General features: G+C 65.1%; 10 protein-coding genes and 1 pseudogene. 2 read left to right on the forward strand and 9 right to left on the reverse strand.

What is annotated here, in order from left to right:
* Nucleotides 1-647: 647 nt before the first annotated feature.
* The 6 genes and pseudogenes from IE168_RS04155 to trxA all read right to left on the reverse strand — a co-directional run bounded on the left by IE168_RS04155 (nucleotide 648) and on the right by trxA (nucleotide 6,958).
* On the reverse strand, nucleotides 648-1,055 hold the full coding sequence (locus tag IE168_RS04155) for a TetR family transcriptional regulator (protein ID WP_189495531.1): 408 nt from the start codon (nucleotides 1,053-1,055) through the stop codon (nucleotides 648-650).
* Nucleotides 1,052-2,938 (reverse strand): site-specific integrase, encoded by a 1,887-nt coding sequence (locus IE168_RS04160; protein ID WP_189495533.1) that lies wholly within the window; start codon nucleotides 2,936-2,938, stop codon nucleotides 1,052-1,054. The genes IE168_RS04155 and IE168_RS04160 overlap by 4 nt, the downstream gene beginning before the upstream one ends.
* Nucleotides 2,935-4,584: a hypothetical protein gene (locus tag IE168_RS04165; protein WP_189495534.1), complete on the reverse strand. Its 1,650-nt coding sequence runs from the start codon at nucleotides 4,582-4,584 to the stop codon at nucleotides 2,935-2,937. The genes IE168_RS04160 and IE168_RS04165 overlap by 4 nt, the downstream gene beginning before the upstream one ends.
* A gap of 3 nt (nucleotides 4,585-4,587) precedes the next feature.
* Entirely contained in the window at nucleotides 4,588-5,733 is a 1,146-nt protein-coding gene (locus tag IE168_RS04170) for a tyrosine-type recombinase/integrase (protein ID WP_189495536.1), read from the reverse strand.
* Between the two features lie 160 nt (nucleotides 5,734-5,893).
* Nucleotides 5,894-6,079 (reverse strand): annotated as a pseudogene (locus IE168_RS04175) (DUF4442 domain-containing protein); the annotation flags it as partial.
* Between the two features lie 3 nt (nucleotides 6,080-6,082).
* On the reverse strand, nucleotides 6,083-6,958 hold the full coding sequence (trxA, locus tag IE168_RS04180) for a thioredoxin (protein WP_189495541.1): 876 nt from the start codon (nucleotides 6,956-6,958) through the stop codon (nucleotides 6,083-6,085).
* A 102-nt stretch (nucleotides 6,959-7,060) separates the two neighbouring features.
* On the opposite strand from trxA, the gene IE168_RS04185 reads away from it, so the two are divergent.
* The gene (locus tag IE168_RS04185; RefSeq protein ID WP_189495543.1) at nucleotides 7,061-7,675 is read left to right on the forward strand and encodes a DUF998 domain-containing protein; all 615 of its coding nucleotides are present in this window, start codon (nucleotides 7,061-7,063) and stop codon (nucleotides 7,673-7,675) included.
* 16 nt (nucleotides 7,676-7,691) lie between these two features.
* Here IE168_RS04185 and IE168_RS04190 read toward each other — a convergent pair whose 3' ends face one another.
* Nucleotides 7,692-9,398, reverse strand: coding sequence for a sensor domain-containing diguanylate cyclase (locus IE168_RS04190; protein ID WP_189495545.1), 1,707 nt, complete (start codon nucleotides 9,396-9,398; stop codon nucleotides 7,692-7,694).
* A gap of 97 nt (nucleotides 9,399-9,495) precedes the next feature.
* Here IE168_RS04190 and leuS point away from each other — a divergent pair, with 97 nt between their 5' ends.
* Nucleotides 9,496-12,258 carry a leucine--tRNA ligase gene (gene leuS / locus IE168_RS04195; RefSeq protein ID WP_229823091.1) on the forward strand — a complete coding sequence of 921 codons (2,763 nt, stop codon included), beginning with the start codon at nucleotides 9,496-9,498 and terminating at the stop codon, nucleotides 12,256-12,258.
* A gap of 2 nt (nucleotides 12,259-12,260) precedes the next feature.
* Here the strand turns inward: leuS and IE168_RS04200 are convergent, their stop codons facing one another.
* Nucleotides 12,261-12,614 carry a hypothetical protein gene (locus tag IE168_RS04200; protein WP_189495549.1) on the reverse strand — a complete coding sequence of 118 codons (354 nt, stop codon included), beginning with the start codon at nucleotides 12,612-12,614 and terminating at the stop codon, nucleotides 12,261-12,263.
* Entirely contained in the window at nucleotides 12,611-14,329 is a 1,719-nt protein-coding gene (locus IE168_RS04205) for an LTA synthase family protein (RefSeq protein ID WP_189495551.1), read from the reverse strand. The genes IE168_RS04200 and IE168_RS04205 overlap by 4 nt, the downstream gene beginning before the upstream one ends.
* Between the last annotated feature and the right edge of the window lie 119 nt (nucleotides 14,330-14,448).

Consider the following 14,448-nt stretch of genomic DNA (forward strand, 5'->3'; position numbering starts at 1 on the left):
CAATCTCAGGCAACGCCCAACATGGGGTGAGATCGCACCCGTGGTGGGTAGAGTACTGTGCGCGGACTCCCTTCCCGCGTCAAGACACATCAACGTCATTCCGATCCCGGCGAAGAAAGTTCTGCCGACACCCAAGAAGTATTGTTAACTTCTCGTTGCGCATTGTTCGGATTGCCTCTGCGGCTACCCGCTCGCAGGTTAGCCCGGCCACCGGCGATGCAGGATATCGATGCGATAGGCATGCCGGTGCGTTCCCTCTCGGGTGTGCTCCAAGACGTGCGGATGATCGGCAGGCAGTTCAAATGTAATCGTGCTCGACGATTTCGGCATCGTCTTTCGGCTACATTGCCAGACGACCACGAGGCCCAGTCCGGCAAGCAGCTCAAGTGTGATGACATCCCGCACGGTCGCAATCGCGAGGCGTTTGGAAACCCCCCCCGCCACAGCGTCACGCACCCGAGCGAGTAGTGGTGGAGGACAATGGGCGCACGATGGTCGGCGCGGCCGTTCTCGTGATGCAAGCACGTCGTCGCAGGGAGGTAGCCGTCAGGCGTAGCCACCCGGAAGGCGGGCATCGATGGCAGGCAGGATCCCCATGTCAGCCGATGAGGTGGCGCAGCATGCCGGCGCCGGCGGCGCCGAAATAGTCACTTCTTGGCAGATGGGTGGTCAATGACGTTCCCGCCGGACATTCGTGCCTCAAGCGAGGAGATGTTCATCGTCAACAGTTCGTTGACCGAGGCCAGCTTGGCAATCTGTTGCCGCAACTGAGCATTCTCGGATCGTAGTTTTTGATTCTTCTCCCGCTCTGCCTTGAGTTCCGATTGCTTCGCATCCCGCATGGCTCGACTGGATCGTCCCTGCTTCTCGCGGATGACCTCAGCAATCTCGGGATGGTAGTTGTGAATGAGCGAGGTACTCACGCCCGCTTCCCTTGCTACCGAAGAGATCGTCAGCTTCCTCGCTTTGGTTTGCGAGCGCCCTCGCTCTATGCGGGTGATGGCAAGGCGAAGTTGCTTTTGCCTGTCTTCAGATGCCAAGCGGCTGTTCTTCATGCGGCACCGTTGTTGTTCAGCTCATGGCCAAGATCGCGAAGCACGATGGCGCATCTGTCCAGATCGCGGCGCACGCGAAGCAATCCGCCTTCACCGATGTCATCGCAATCGAGGAGGGTTTCTAGGTGCTCATACAACCCTTGGTAGAAGGGTGCATGCTGCGCTTCGATGACACTATGTTGGCAGTCGGTGCAACGGATCCGATCCAGCCCGCCGTTCCCTACACAGTCGATTCCATGGTGTGCCGAACACCAGGCATGTCCATTGCTGCGAATCTCGATGTTCTCCGAGATTGTTTGGATCATCTCGGCCCTGCTTTTGAACAACGTGATGGGGTTGGCTCCTCGATACTCGACGAACCCGCGGCCGGTTCTTCCAGAAAGTGGGACGTCTGGAGAAAGCCAGAGGTCGATTTTTGCCTCACGTAGACTGTCAACCTCCTCGCCAATTTCCTCGAACAATGTCTCCTCCAGCGCATCGTTCAACGCATAGAGCAAGGTCATGTCGATAGTCCAGTGCTTGAAGTGTTCTTTCAGGTAGCGTAGGTCGCCATATTGGCTGCGAGCAGCGTAGTGAGCAAAGGTGCGACGGAACTGGTGAGTGGCCACGTTCCAGGCGATACCGTTCTTCTTCGCAAACGCCAAAAGGCTAACGCTGAGTGATCTCAACGAGATGGTGCGTACGGCATTTCCGTTTCTGGAACCTCTTCCGAGGAATACCGCCTTGAGATGCCTCTCCGCCTCGGCAATTTCGGTGTCGGTGGGGTCGATAGCCCGGCGCTGGGCGATTTCATCGGCGATAATGGTCTGGTATGGGATGGCCCAGCGATCCATGACTTGTAGTGCCCGCACGGCCGCTTCTGGAATCATCCATTCCGTATCGCCGGCATCTGTCTTGATCGATTGGCTCCGCATCCACCAGTATGTCTCTCCATCGCTGCCCTCCGTTCGATAGTACGAGCCGCACTGGATCGCCGCGATTTCATGATTTCTGCAACCGGAAAGGCTGGCGACAATGATGTAGCAGGCTGTTCTGAGATCCGTGACTGTTTCCTGGAATTTCGCTAACCCGTGAGCCCATCCTCGGCTTACCAGGTGCCTCCTCATCGCGCACGTATTCGCTTCCTTGGAATTTCCGCCGCCTGCTGATTCCACGGTCGCAAGCTCATCGCGCAGGTCAAGAATGTATTGGGCTTTCTGTACCAAGGCATGCGAGGCTTGGAACAGCGCGCAGAAGATATGGTCAGGAATGAGGGGCGTGACACCATGATGCCGGCTTCCCCTGGATCCGGTCAGCGTTCCTGAGAGGATCTTCGCAGAGGAATCCGGCCAGGGATGGGTAGGCATCGAATCGTCCGTATGCTTGCTCAGTTCATGCAGCATCTCGATCGCGCGGAATCGCTTCTCAAGCGTCGTGCGAGAGAAGGATTTACCTCTCGCTGATGTGCGCCCTTTCATTTCCTGGACATAAGTGGCGCATACAAATGGACTGACGTCTTGAAGTCGTTCGATGCCGAGCGATAGGATGTAGCGGAAGAACGATATCGAATCCCAGAAAAGTAATCTCACCGTGGACACGCTGGGAAGTCGGCCGCGATTCATGCTTCCGCGGCGCATAAACCGGTACATGATGGCTTTCATCGCCGCACGGAAAGGCTCTGGTACGGTCGTGAAATTCAGGGTTCGGTATCCCTTGTTCTGATTAGTGACGCCACTGTGGAGCAACCATGAGTCGTCCCCATAACGGCTAACCGTCTGCCACGATCCATTGACATTGATGGCAGAAACAATCAATGAGTCCCTGTCCAGAGACGACAATTCGAGAACACTGGATGGTTGCAGTGAATAACCGCGATGGCCTGCCGGGGATGCTTGTGAATTCATTGCAGGTACTCAAGGGAATCCGGCCTTGACCAGAAGGGATGTGGGTTGGTACGCGCGCGATCCCGGGCCGAACGGATCACATCTGGATCCAGCTTCCTCTCGGCAATTCCACGATCCACGACGTCCCGTTCGATCAGCCTGACCAGGTGCGCGTAGTGACGCTTCCATCTCTTCTTGGTGACCCTGTCCCGTTCCCGCACCACCAGCCAGAAAAAGCTGAATAGCCGATGGAGGTCATCCGGATCGCCCGTCACGACGAAGTTCCTGCACCGCAAGCAGGCAAGGAAGTTCATGCACTGTGTCCCGTTCTTTGGTGCCAACTGGCCGTTCTTCGGGTCACTGCAGCGCGAAGTAGGCGTCTTTTGCGTCACAAGCGTCCCTGTCTCAAGTTCATTGGCAAGAACTTGCCCCATGAAACTCCAGTTCCTCTTCGCGTCTTCGCTGGGAATCAAATAGTCGCGATCCGTGGTGCGCGCGGTATTTCCCAGAGCCCTGGCCGTGGCTGCGATGTCGCCATCCAGAATCTCGAAAATGCGATTGGCGAACGTTTTCCGTAGGCGGGAGATGTTGACGCGCAACGGATCTCCGTTCGCATCTACAAGATCGGCATCCTTGACGAGTCTTTGTATGACGGTCATGAGCGTCATATCGCTGATATGTGTAACGCGACCTGCGGCGTCGCGATAGAGCCATAGCCGGCCCTTCAAATGGGCTGGGGCATCCTTCTGCAGGGGTTCGCAAAGGATCTTGGCGCGTTCAATCAGCCGAACCACGTCTGGAAGAACGCTGGCGGACATGGCAATGTCGCTCACGTCGCGTAATGCGACCTTATGGGTCGTGGCGCCCCGCCTCTTGAAGCACACGAGAATCCGCATGTTCTTCTTCGGGTGCGGCCTGAGGCAGTCGACGGGGAGCTCAAGCAATGGTGTGGTGTTCCTCCCGGTTCTGAGCGCGATGGCCAGAATGGCATACGTCAGGAGATCGGCCGTTGGTTCTGCACCGTCATGAAAAATCGGCATCACTGCGGTCTTCAATGCAGCAGCGAATGTCTTTCTTTCTCGCTGATCCAGTGGCTTCTCGCCTTGTTGCTTGCGCCCAATGTTCGGAAACGGATTTGGAGGAAATGTACCTTCTTCTCCGTTCAGGATGACAATCACCTTACTTTCGGCAAGGCCAACGAGTATCGCCTTCAGGCAGGTGTATTTGTGCCGCTGAGTCGTTGTTTTTATGGTCGACTGGCGTAAATGGAAAAGATAGCCATCAACGAGCGGGCGACCGATGTCAGGCAGAACCAGGTCACGGCCGAGCGCGCCGGCAGTCAGTACGCAGTAATCCAGGAACAGCTTCGCCCCGTTGCCGCAGTATCCTGCGATGGTTGCAATTGATAGATCCCCGTCCCCGGTCAGCAGGAACCGTTCGACCTGCTTTTGGAATGCGTATGTGATCTGATCGACACCCACTCCATACCAAGGAGAAAAATCAAAACTTCTGCGGTCGGTTGCGTTGCCTTCTGCGGGGAACCGGACGACAGTTTGTGCTTGCGAGATGAGTTCCTTCGAAATCTCAATTCCACCGCTTTCGGTCTTGCGAATGACAGCCGTCGGGACGGTCAGGTCTGCTTTCGGGAAGTTCTTCTTCCTGCCCATTCGCTAAGCTCGGCTCCATTCCGTGACTTCATCGTCGTACTGGAGCACGGCGGCGTCTGCCAGTTCGTCGATCAAATGCGCATAGACCATGGTCGTCTGTATGGATTCGTGGCCTAGCTGTCGTTGCAAGAACACGATTGGCTCAATGGTCTTGTCACCTTGCTGCATGGAATTCAGGGTGTGAGTTGCATAGGTGTGCCTCAACATATGCGGCCACACCTTGATGCCGACACTGGCGCCAAGGTTGCGGACGATCCGCTCAATTCCCTTTCCGCCGGCTGCAAAAGGGTTTCCATCCTGGTTCAAGAACAGTGCATTCGATTGAGAGGCACCTTGTCTCGCCCGCTCTCCGCGGACCTGAACGAAGTAGTGCCACAGGTCTTTCATGAAGTTCCGGCTGATGTAGATGGTTCTCTCCTTGTTGCCTTTGGTTCGCATGCCGTGTCCATCTTCCGGATCCAGGTGAACTCTGATGTTCTTGGGCGCATGGCCAAGGCGTGCGGGAGCGATCAGGTAGGCGTAGGGGAATGTGGCGATCTCTTCGCGACGAAGTCCCGTCTGTAGTCCCATGCGCACAATCATTTTGTGGTGGGGATTGTGCGCTGTGGCGAGCAGTTGCTGGATCTGGTCTGTCGACAGAAACTGTGGAAGCGTCTTCCTCATCTTTGGCATAACGCTAGTCGATGCGACCTCGTCGCCGGAACTGTCGATGTGCTCGAGGAGCGTGTCTGCTTTCGGTGCTAGAACAATCTCCCTTGAAAACGGAAGTGTCTCGATCCAGTTCTGCTTGTGGGCGTATTTGTAGAACTCACAGATCAGATACAACCTTTGCCTGACCGTGTTCAGGCTCAGCCCTATCGTGTCCTTGCAGTAGTCGCGATATGCAGCAACTGGTGTGTGATCCTCTGCCTTCGGGGTGTCGTTCCAGACTAGGTCGTGCGCTTCGAGAAAGCCGAAGTAGTCGTACAGCGCTTGCCCATAGACCTTCCAACTCTTGGCGGATCCAACCCTTCCCCGTTGCAGGAGGTGATATCGGAGGAACGTGTTGGCTGGCGAGACGCCGACCATTTCTGAATCAAGCAGGATCGGGAAGTCGCGATACGAAACGCCGTGCAGCTTGAAGTCGTCCGTGGACCAAATCAGTTCCATTCTGCGGCCCCCTGGATCTGTTCCTGCAGGGGAGAGACAGTTCGATCGCTAGAGTGGCCTTGATGCTTGCAGCAGCCTTGCTTGAAGCACGTCAATGTGCGCTCTCCGCTGGGTGAGCCAGCAGGCTAGCACAAGGTAACGATTCTGAGGCCCCCTATCAGAACGGATCGGTCATGGCGAACAGGCTGCCGCCGAAGTGCGTGCCGACGTAGTTGCGGTTGTACCAGCGCTGGCGCAGCTCGACGCGGGCGTGGCGGTAGTCCTCGGCCAGCGCGGTGATGCGGATTCCGGAGAACAGGAACGGCGGCCACGCGTTCATGCCGTGGCGCAGGGTCGACGCGCGCACCGGTCAGGAGAGCAGCAGCGAGGACATCTGCCGGCGGTAGCGCGAGACCAGGCCGCCGTCCTCGATGACGCGGAAGGCCTCGATCAGGGCCTTGCGCGGCAGTCCGTCGTCGAAGCCGCGGTCGCGCCGCAGCATCTCCATGAACTGCTCCAGCGCCGCCTCGTGGCGGCCCTCGACCATGTGCCGGGCGCCGAGCAGGTGGCGGGCACGGAGGTCGGACGGGTCGGCGGCAAGCGCCGACTCGAGGCTGGCCGCCGGCGGTGCGTCGCGCAGCAGCGCCGCGAAGCCGAGTGCGGCGCGGGCACGCAGGGCGCGGTCGTCGGTGGCGAGGTTGGCGGGCAGCGCGTCGAGCAGGCGGCCGGCCTCGTCGGTGGCGCCGGTGGCGAGCAGGGCGACGGCGAGGTCGAGCCGGAGCGCGTCGTTGTCCGGCGCGGCGGCGGATTCGGCGCGCAGGCGCTCGACTTCCGCGTGCGGATCCGCCGGCGCGGCTTCGGCGACGGTCGCGTCATCGGCGGGCGCCGCGGCGGGAACGATGCCGTGGCCGGCCAGGAACTCGCGCAGCTGGCCTTCGGGCATCGCGCCGGGGAAGCCATCCACCGGCTGGCCACCCTTGACCAGGATGATGGTCGGGATCGAGCGGATCTGGAATGCGCCGGCCAGCTGCTGCTCGCGGTCGACGTCGATCTTCGCGAGCACGAAGGTGCCGTTGTACTCGGCCGCGAGCTTCTCGAGGATCGGGCCGACGGTCTTGCAGGGTCCGCACCATTCGGCCCAGAAGTCGATCAGCACGGGCACCTGCAGCGAGCGGTCGAGGACGTCGGCCTCGAAGTTGTCGGCGGTGGCGTCGAAGGCGTGCGTGGTGGCGTGTGCTTGGGGCATGGTCCGATCCAGGATGCGATACGCATGAGATTGTGCCAGTGCTTGCCGTTTGCAAGCCGGCGGAGCGAGGATGCGCGCTGCATCCACGAGGCACCTCGACGCATGACGACAGCAGCTCCGGACGGCCATGACCTTGCGGCACGCGTCGCGGGCGTGGCGGCCGCGGGCTGTTTCGCGGCGGCGCTGGCCGGGTTCGGCGCGGCGCTGGAGGGCTATGGCCACGCGCACTGGCCGGTGGCGCTGCTGGGTGCCGCGGGCGTTCCGCGCGCGGCCGGATTCAACCTGCTGGGCTATCTGATGCCCGGTCTGCTCGCCGGGTTCGTGGCCCTGCGCAGGCGCGCGGCGCTGCCGCAGGGGGCCGGTCTGGCGGCGCGCCTGGGCTGGTCGCTGGCGCTGCTGGCGGCGCTGGCCTTCGCGGCCCAGGGACTGCTTCCGCTGGATGCCTCGGCGCCCGACGCCGGGCGCGGCCGCCTGCATGGCGTCGCGTGGGCGCTGTGGGGGATCGCGTTCGCCGCGGCCGCGGCGTTGCTGGCGGTGGCTGCGGTGCGTGGCCGCCGGCCGCTGGCGGCGTTTGGTCACCTGGGCGCGGGCGGGCTGGTGTTCACGCTGAGCTGGCTCGCGGCCGAGGCCGTGCCGGCGCCACTGGCCCAGCGCCTGGCCTTCGCGGCCTGGTTCGCGTGGGTGTCCTGCGTCCCCTGGGGCAGGCCGATGCGTTGAGGCGGACCCGCCGTCCTCAGCCGATGCCGGCCGCGGCGTGCAGGACCCGGTTGCGGCCTTCCGCCTTCGCCCGGTACAGCGCCGCGTCGGCGACCTCGAACAGCAGTTCGGGTGTCACGCCGTCCTGCGGGAACGTCGCCACGCCGATCGAGACCGTCACCGCACCCAGCGTGCGGCCGTTGTGCGAGATCGTCTGCTGGGACACGGCGCGGCGGATCGCTTCGGCGCGCGCGACCGCGCTGGCGGCGTCGGTCTCCGGCATCACGATGGTGAATTCCTCGCCGCCGTAGCGGCAGGCCATGTCCTCGGCGCGCACCAGCGACGCGATGCAGCGGCCGGCGTGCGCCAGCACAGCGTCGCCTGCGCTGTGGCCCTGGCTGTCGTTGAAGCTCTTGAAGTGGTCGATGTCCAGCACCAGCAGCGCCAGCGGGAGGCGGCGGCGCTCGCAGCGCAGCATCTCGCGGCGCAGACTCTCTTCGAAGTAGCGGCGGTTGAAGAGGCCGGTCAGCGGATCGCGGAGCGACTGCTGGCGCAGGGTCTCGCGCAGCCGCAGGTTGGCGATCGCCAGCGCGAGCTGCTCGCCCATCAGTTCGATGATGGCCGCGTCGTTGTCCTCCTCGCCGCCGTCGACGGGACCGCTGGCGTGGAGCATGCCGAGCGTTTCGCCCTGCGCCGACAGCGGAATGCACAGCGTCGAGATCGCGGCCAGCGAGGTCCCGTGCTCGAGGTGCGCGCAGCGCACGCCACCACCGGCGCGGTTGTGGTGCGGCTGGCCGCGGCGCAGCGCCCAGCAGTCGCCGGGCGGGAGGGCGTCGCTGCTGGAGATCGCCGGCCGGCCGAAGCTGGCGCGGCTTTCCAGGAAGTCCCGGGACGCGCGGGCGAGGTAGCACTGGCCGCCGAGGTGCGGCAGCAGGCGTTCGAAGGTGCAGGACGTGAGCTCCATGGCCTCGTCCAGGTTCTGCGCGCTCTGCAGCAGCCCGGTGTACTCGCTGATCGCCCAGCGCTGCGCGGACAGGCGCTCGGTCATGGTCTGGGCCCGCTGCAGCTCCGCCAGCGCCCCGCGGGCTTCGCGCTCCAGGTTGCGGTTGTGGCGGTTCTCGCGCGACAGGCTCACCAGCAGGGTCCAGAGCGTTGCCAGCGACACCGCCAGGCTCAGCAGCACGAACCCGAGGAGCAGGTTGGCGTTGCGCTCGTTGGTGGCCCGGCGGGCGGCGAGGAGCCGCAGTTCCTCCGCGCGCATCGCCTCGCTGGCGGCATTGACGCCGTGCATGCGGGCGACCAGTTCGTCCACGCGCATGGCCGCGACCGCGGCCTTCTGGCCCTCCCGGTCCTGGATGTCGACCAGTTCCTGCATCCGCTCGATCTGCTGGGTCGACTGCCGGAGCAGGCTCTGGGCGCGCGCATGCTGCGACGGGTTGTCGCTGGTGATGCGGACCAGTTCCAGGGCCGCGTCCAGGGCCTGCGGGCCGGCGCGGTGGAACTCCCCGCGCAGCGAGGGGTGCGCGGTCAGGCGATAGCCGCGGCTGGCCGCCTGGGTGGCGGCCAGCAGCGACTGGCTGGCCTCGAGCTGCTCGATGACCTGGTGGCTGCGTTCGACCCAGCGGTTGCTCTCGGTCAGCAGCCGCACGCCGAACACCGTCGCCGCGGCCACCGCTACCAGCAGCAGCAGCGCAGCGACGGCAGCGGCGAGGCGGTACGGCCGGAGTCGGGACGGCGGCGTCATGGCGGCCATCATAGGGCAGGAGGGTGCGGGGTCGCGTGGCGGCGGCAGTGGCCACTGGGGTAGGCTTGGCGGCCCCACTTTCCGCGGCAACCACGACGTGTCCGACCCCAGCGCAGCGCCAGAACCGAACTCCTACCGACCTGCCGACGTCGAGCGCGCGGCCCAGGGCTGCTGGGAGCGCGCGCGCGCCTGGGAGGTCAGCGAGGACGACGCGCGCCCGAAGTACTTCTGCCTGTCGATGCTGCCGTACCCGTCGGGCGCGCTGCACATGGGGCACGTGCGCAACTACACCATCGGCGACGTCATCAGCCGCCACAAGCGCATGACCGGCCACAACGTGCTGCAGCCGATGGGCTGGGACGCCTTCGGCCTGCCCGCCGAGAACGCCGCGATCAGGAACCGCACCGCGCCGGCGAAGTGGACGTACGCCAACATCGACCACATGCGCGACCAGCTGAAGATGCTGGGCTACGCCATCGACTGGTCGCGCGAGTTCGCCACCTGCAGCCCGGACTACTACGTCCACGAGCAGCGCATGTTCACGCGGCTGATGAAGAAGGGTCTGGCCTACCGCCGCAACGCGGTGGTGAACTGGGACCCGGTCGACCAGACGGTGCTGGCCAACGAGCAGGTGATCGACGGCCGCGGCTGGCGCTCGGGGGCGGTGGTCGAGAAGCGCGAGATCCCGCAGTGGTTCCTGCGCATCACCGACTATGCCCAGGAGCTGCTGGACGGGCTCGACGCGCTGCCGGGCTGGCCGGAGGCGGTCAAGACCATGCAGCGCAACTGGATCGGCCGCAGCGAGGGTCTCGAGATCCAGTTCCGCGTCGACGGCGAGGACGCGCCGCTGACCGTCTACACCACGCGTCCCGACACGCTGATGGGCGTGACCTTCATCAGCATCGCCGCCGAGCATCCGCTGGCGCTGAAGGCCGCGCAGGAGGACATGAAGCTCGCCGCGTTCATCGATGAACTGCGTCGGGGCGGGGTCTCCGAGGCCGAGCTGGAGACCCAGGACAGGCGCGGCATGGCCACCGGCCTGTGGGCGATCCACCCGGTCACCGGCGAGGACGTGCCGGTGTACGTGGCCAACTTCGTGCTGATGGGCTACGGCACCGGCGCGGTGATGGCGGTGCCGGCACACGACCAGCGCGACTGGGAGTTCGCCAAGGCGCACGGCCTGCCGGTGCGCCCGGTGATCGTGCCGCCGGCCGTGCGCGACGCACTGGCGGAAGTGATCGGCGACGTGGCCCACGACGCCGATCCGTTCCAGGCCGCGCTCGCGGGCGGCAGCGTGGATGCCTACGACACCGCGGCCGCGGTGGCGGTGGTGCGCGACTACATGGACGGCATCGAGCAGCGCGAGGCGTACACCGAGCGTGGCTTCCTGATCGATTCCGGCGAGTACAACGGCCTCGACTTCGACGCCGCCTTCGACGCCCTGGCCACGCGCCTGGAGGGCGAGGGCACCGGCCGGCGCAAGGTCAACTTCCGCCTGCGCGACTGGGGCGTGAGCCGCCAGCGCTACTGGGGCTGCCCGATCCCGGTGGTCTACTGCGCCGCCTGCGGCGCGCTGCCGGTGCCCGAGGACCAGCTGCCGGTGGTGCTGCCCGAGGACGTGGCCGACGCCTTCGCCTCGGGCGTGGTGCAGTCGCCGATCAAGGCCGACCCCGAGTGGCGCAAGACCACGTGCCCGCAGTGCGGGGGCGCCGCCGAGCGCGAAACCGACACCTTCGACACCTTCATGGAGTCGAGCTGGTACTACGCGCGCTACACCTCGCCGGGCGCGGCCGACATGGTCGACGGCCGCGCGAAGTACTGGACGCCGGTCGACCAGTACATCGGTGGCATCGAGCACGCGATCCTGCACCTGCTGTACTTCCGCTTCTACCACAAGCTCCTGCGCGACGAAGGCCTGGTGGACAGCGACGAGCCGGCGGTGAACCTGCTCACCCAGGGCATGGTCATCGCCGATACCTACTACCGCGAGGACGCGAACGGCGCGAAGGAATGGTTCAACCCCGCCGATGTCGAGGTCGAGCGCGACGAGCGCGGCCGCGTCACCGGCGCGCACCTGGCGTCGGACGGCCAGCCGGTCCGCGTGGGCGGCACCGAGAAGATGTCGAAGTCGAAGAACAACGGCGTCGACCCGCAGGCCATGGTCGACCGCTACGGCGCCGATACGGTGCGCCTGTTCTCGATGTTCGCCTCGCCGCCGACGCTGTCGCTGGAGTGGAACGAGGCCGGCGTCGAGGGCATGGCGCGCTTCCTGCGCCGCGTCTGGCGCCTGGTGCACGACCACGCCGCGTCGCTGCAGGCCATCGGCCGCCCGCCGGCCATCGACACCACCGCCCTGACGGCGCCGCAGAAGACGCTGCGCCGCCACCTGCACGAGACCATCCAGAAGGTCGGCGACGACTACGGCCGCCGCCACAGCTTCAACACCGCGATCGCCGCGCTGATGGAACTGCTGAACCACGTCGTGAAGTTCGACGACGCCAGCGACGCCGGCCGGGCCGTGCGCCACGAGGCCCTGGAGGCGATGGTGCTGATGCTCAACCCGGTCACCCCGCACGCCTGCCATGCGCTGTGGCAGGTGCTGGGCCATGCCGAGCAGGTGGTCGATGACGTCGCCTTCCCTGCCGTCGACCCGACGGCGCTGGTGCGCGACGCGGTCACCCTGGCGGTGCAGGTGAACGGCAAGCTGCGCGGCACCATCGAGGTGGCCGCGGACGCCGCGCGCGAGGCGGTTGAAGCGGCGGCGCTGGCCGAGCCGGGCGTGGCGCGGGTCCTGGAAGGCCTTGCGGTGCGCAAGGTCATCGTGGTCCCGGGCAAGATCGTGAACGTGGTGGCCGGCTGAGTTCAGCCGGCGTCGCAGGGCCCCTGCGTGAGCGTGCGCCTGGCCAGCGGGCGGCCCGACTTCGACACCAGGGTCACGGTCAGCCCGTCACTGGCCCATGGGCCAGTGGGTGCTTCGCCTTCCCGGACCGATGCCTGGCGCCAGTCCTTCATCGGGCGCCCGGGGCCGTTGATCCTCAGCAGGGCGGGTACCGGCTCGTCCTCCGGGATGCTCCAGCGGACCGTCACCACCTTCGGGATCGTGCACGAGGAGGTGTCGGCAATGATCTCCAGATCCGCCCCGCGCGGCGAACAGGAGGACGCGGCGAGGACTGCGAGACCGGTGGCGGCGAGCGCCCGGACGGAACGGCCGATCATCGGACCCGTGCCTCGAAGCCGCCGGAAAGGTTCGCACGCGCGGCCGACGTCAGGGCTTTCGCCGAGGGCGAATCCGGCTTTTTCTCGTAGTCCCGGCCCATCATGGCTCCCATCTTCCTGCTGAAGTCGAAATAGGCGTTGTCGATGCCGGCCTCGTAGGCCAGCTCGGCCGGCAGCTGCCAGGGGAAAGCGATCTCCCGCGCGGCCGGCCAGGTGTCGGAGCCCCGCCCGCGAATCAGCACCCACGGCGGTTGCTGGCTGCGGGCGGACGCACCATCGACGAAGCCGAGCTCGGGATAGGTGGCATGCAGGCCGGGCAGATGGTCGCCGAAGAACAGCAGCAGGTAGGGGCGGTTGCGCCGCTGCAGGACGTCGAGCAGGCGCGCGAACTGCGCGTCGGCGCTGCCCAGGTGGTAGAGGAGGTTGCGCAGCTCGATAGCGGCACCCTCGCCAAGGCCGTCGGGAAGACGGATCCGTTCCCATGCGTCGGCATGGAGGGCCCTGTTTGCGTCGTAGGGACCGTGGTTCTGCATGCTGATCGCAAAGGCGAACAGCGGCGTTTCCTCCGACTGGAGTTCGGCGACCAGCAGGTCGGTCATGGACTCGTCGGAGTACCAGAGGCCATCCCTGACCCCGGCCTTGCCGAACTCCTTCGCCGTGATGAACTTCTGGAACCCCATCGCCCCGTAGGCCGCCGAGCGGTTGTAGAACGATCCCTGGTTGCCGTGGATCGCCGCGGTGCGGTAGCCGGCCTCGCGCAGGAGCAACCCCGGCAGGGTGGGCGTGGCGCGCATGTCCAGCGCCATGTAAGGGAAGCCGATGTCAGGGAAGGCGCGGTACGGCAGTCCGGTCAGGATCTCGAACTCGGTCCTGATCGTGCCGCCGCCGTAGGCCGGCACCGACATCGTGCCGCCATGCCCCGCTTCGATCCACTGCCGGACGTTGGGGATGTAGTCCTCGATATCGTCCAGTCCGCGCATGATCCGCGGGTCGAAAAAGGACTCGCTGAGCACCACGACGATGTCAGGTCGCGTGCCGGCCAGCGGGCGCGGTCCGGCGTCCCGGTCGGGCGTGGCGGCGAGCTTGCGCGCAGCGGCGCGCAGTGCCGCTTCGTCGACGTCGAAGCGGCGCGTCTTCCGCTCCAGGTGCTTGTCGACTAGGTCGGCCATGAGTCCGGAATGGAGGATGGCGGGCATGGTGCTGAACCGGGTGGGCGCGGCGACATCGTCCTGGTAGAGGCGGGGCCACGGCCATCGTGCCTGGGCAAGCGATGCGGCGGCGGCGAAGGTCAGCGCCAGCAGCGCCAGCCGGCCCGGGCCGAAGTTGCGGAACCAAGGCTTCTCGCGCCACGTCACCAGGGCCAGCAGCGCCAGCCCCGCGCCCAGCAGGACCAGCAGTCGCACGGGATCCTCGACATAGGCCCAGAAGAGCCTGATGCCCGCGAGGTCGATCCCCGTCAGGAAGTACATGTCCTCGAGTGCCACGGGCGTTTCGATCGTCCGCAGCTTGATGCGGGACGCTTCGTAGACCAGCGCCTGCAGCGCGAACCCCATCAGGAACGAAAGCAGCAGCCGCCGCGTCGCCACGAAGAGGGCCAGGCATACGAGCAGCCCGGGCACGGCGTTGGCGGCGACGGTGGCCGGCACGCGGTAAGCGTCCACGGCCACGCCGATCGAGGCACGATCCAGGCTCCAGGTCGCGAATGCGAACAACACGGGGAGCAGGATGGGCAGGAGCCATTTGAGCCGGGCCCTCCATGGCACGCCGGGAGCGATCTTCAATGTCCTTGTCAGCACGACTTCTGCCTGGCAACCGGTGGGTCCGAGCGGCACGC

This window comes from Luteimonas padinae, assembly GCF_014652935.1.
GTDB classification, from domain to species: Bacteria; Pseudomonadota; Gammaproteobacteria; order Xanthomonadales; family Xanthomonadaceae; genus Luteimonas; species Luteimonas padinae.

What these genes read in the sequence shown, in the direction of transcription:
- IE168_RS04170 (WP_189495536.1), bottom strand. Translation starts at nt 5,733, where the DNA reads ATGGAACTGATTTGGTCCACGGACGACTTCAAGCTGCACGGCGTTTCG.
- IE168_RS04190 (WP_189495545.1), bottom strand. Translation starts at nt 9,398, where the DNA reads ATGACGCCGCCGTCCCGACTCCGGCCGTACCGCCTCGCCGCTGCCGTC.
- IE168_RS04185 (WP_189495543.1), top strand. Translation starts at nt 7,061, where the DNA reads ATGACGACAGCAGCTCCGGACGGCCATGACCTTGCGGCACGCGTCGCG.
- IE168_RS04200 (WP_189495549.1), bottom strand. Translation starts at nt 12,614, where the DNA reads ATGATCGGCCGTTCCGTCCGGGCGCTCGCCGCCACCGGTCTCGCAGTC.
- IE168_RS04165 (WP_189495534.1), bottom strand. Translation starts at nt 4,584, where the DNA reads ATGGGCAGGAAGAAGAACTTCCCGAAAGCAGACCTGACCGTCCCGACG.
- IE168_RS04160 (WP_189495533.1), bottom strand. Translation starts at nt 2,938, where the DNA reads ATGAATTCACAAGCATCCCCGGCAGGCCATCGCGGTTATTCACTGCAA.
- trxA (WP_189495541.1), bottom strand. Translation starts at nt 6,958, where the DNA reads ATGCCCCAAGCACACGCCACCACGCACGCCTTCGACGCCACCGCCGAC.
- IE168_RS04155 (WP_189495531.1), bottom strand. Translation starts at nt 1,055, where the DNA reads ATGAAGAACAGCCGCTTGGCATCTGAAGACAGGCAAAAGCAACTTCGC.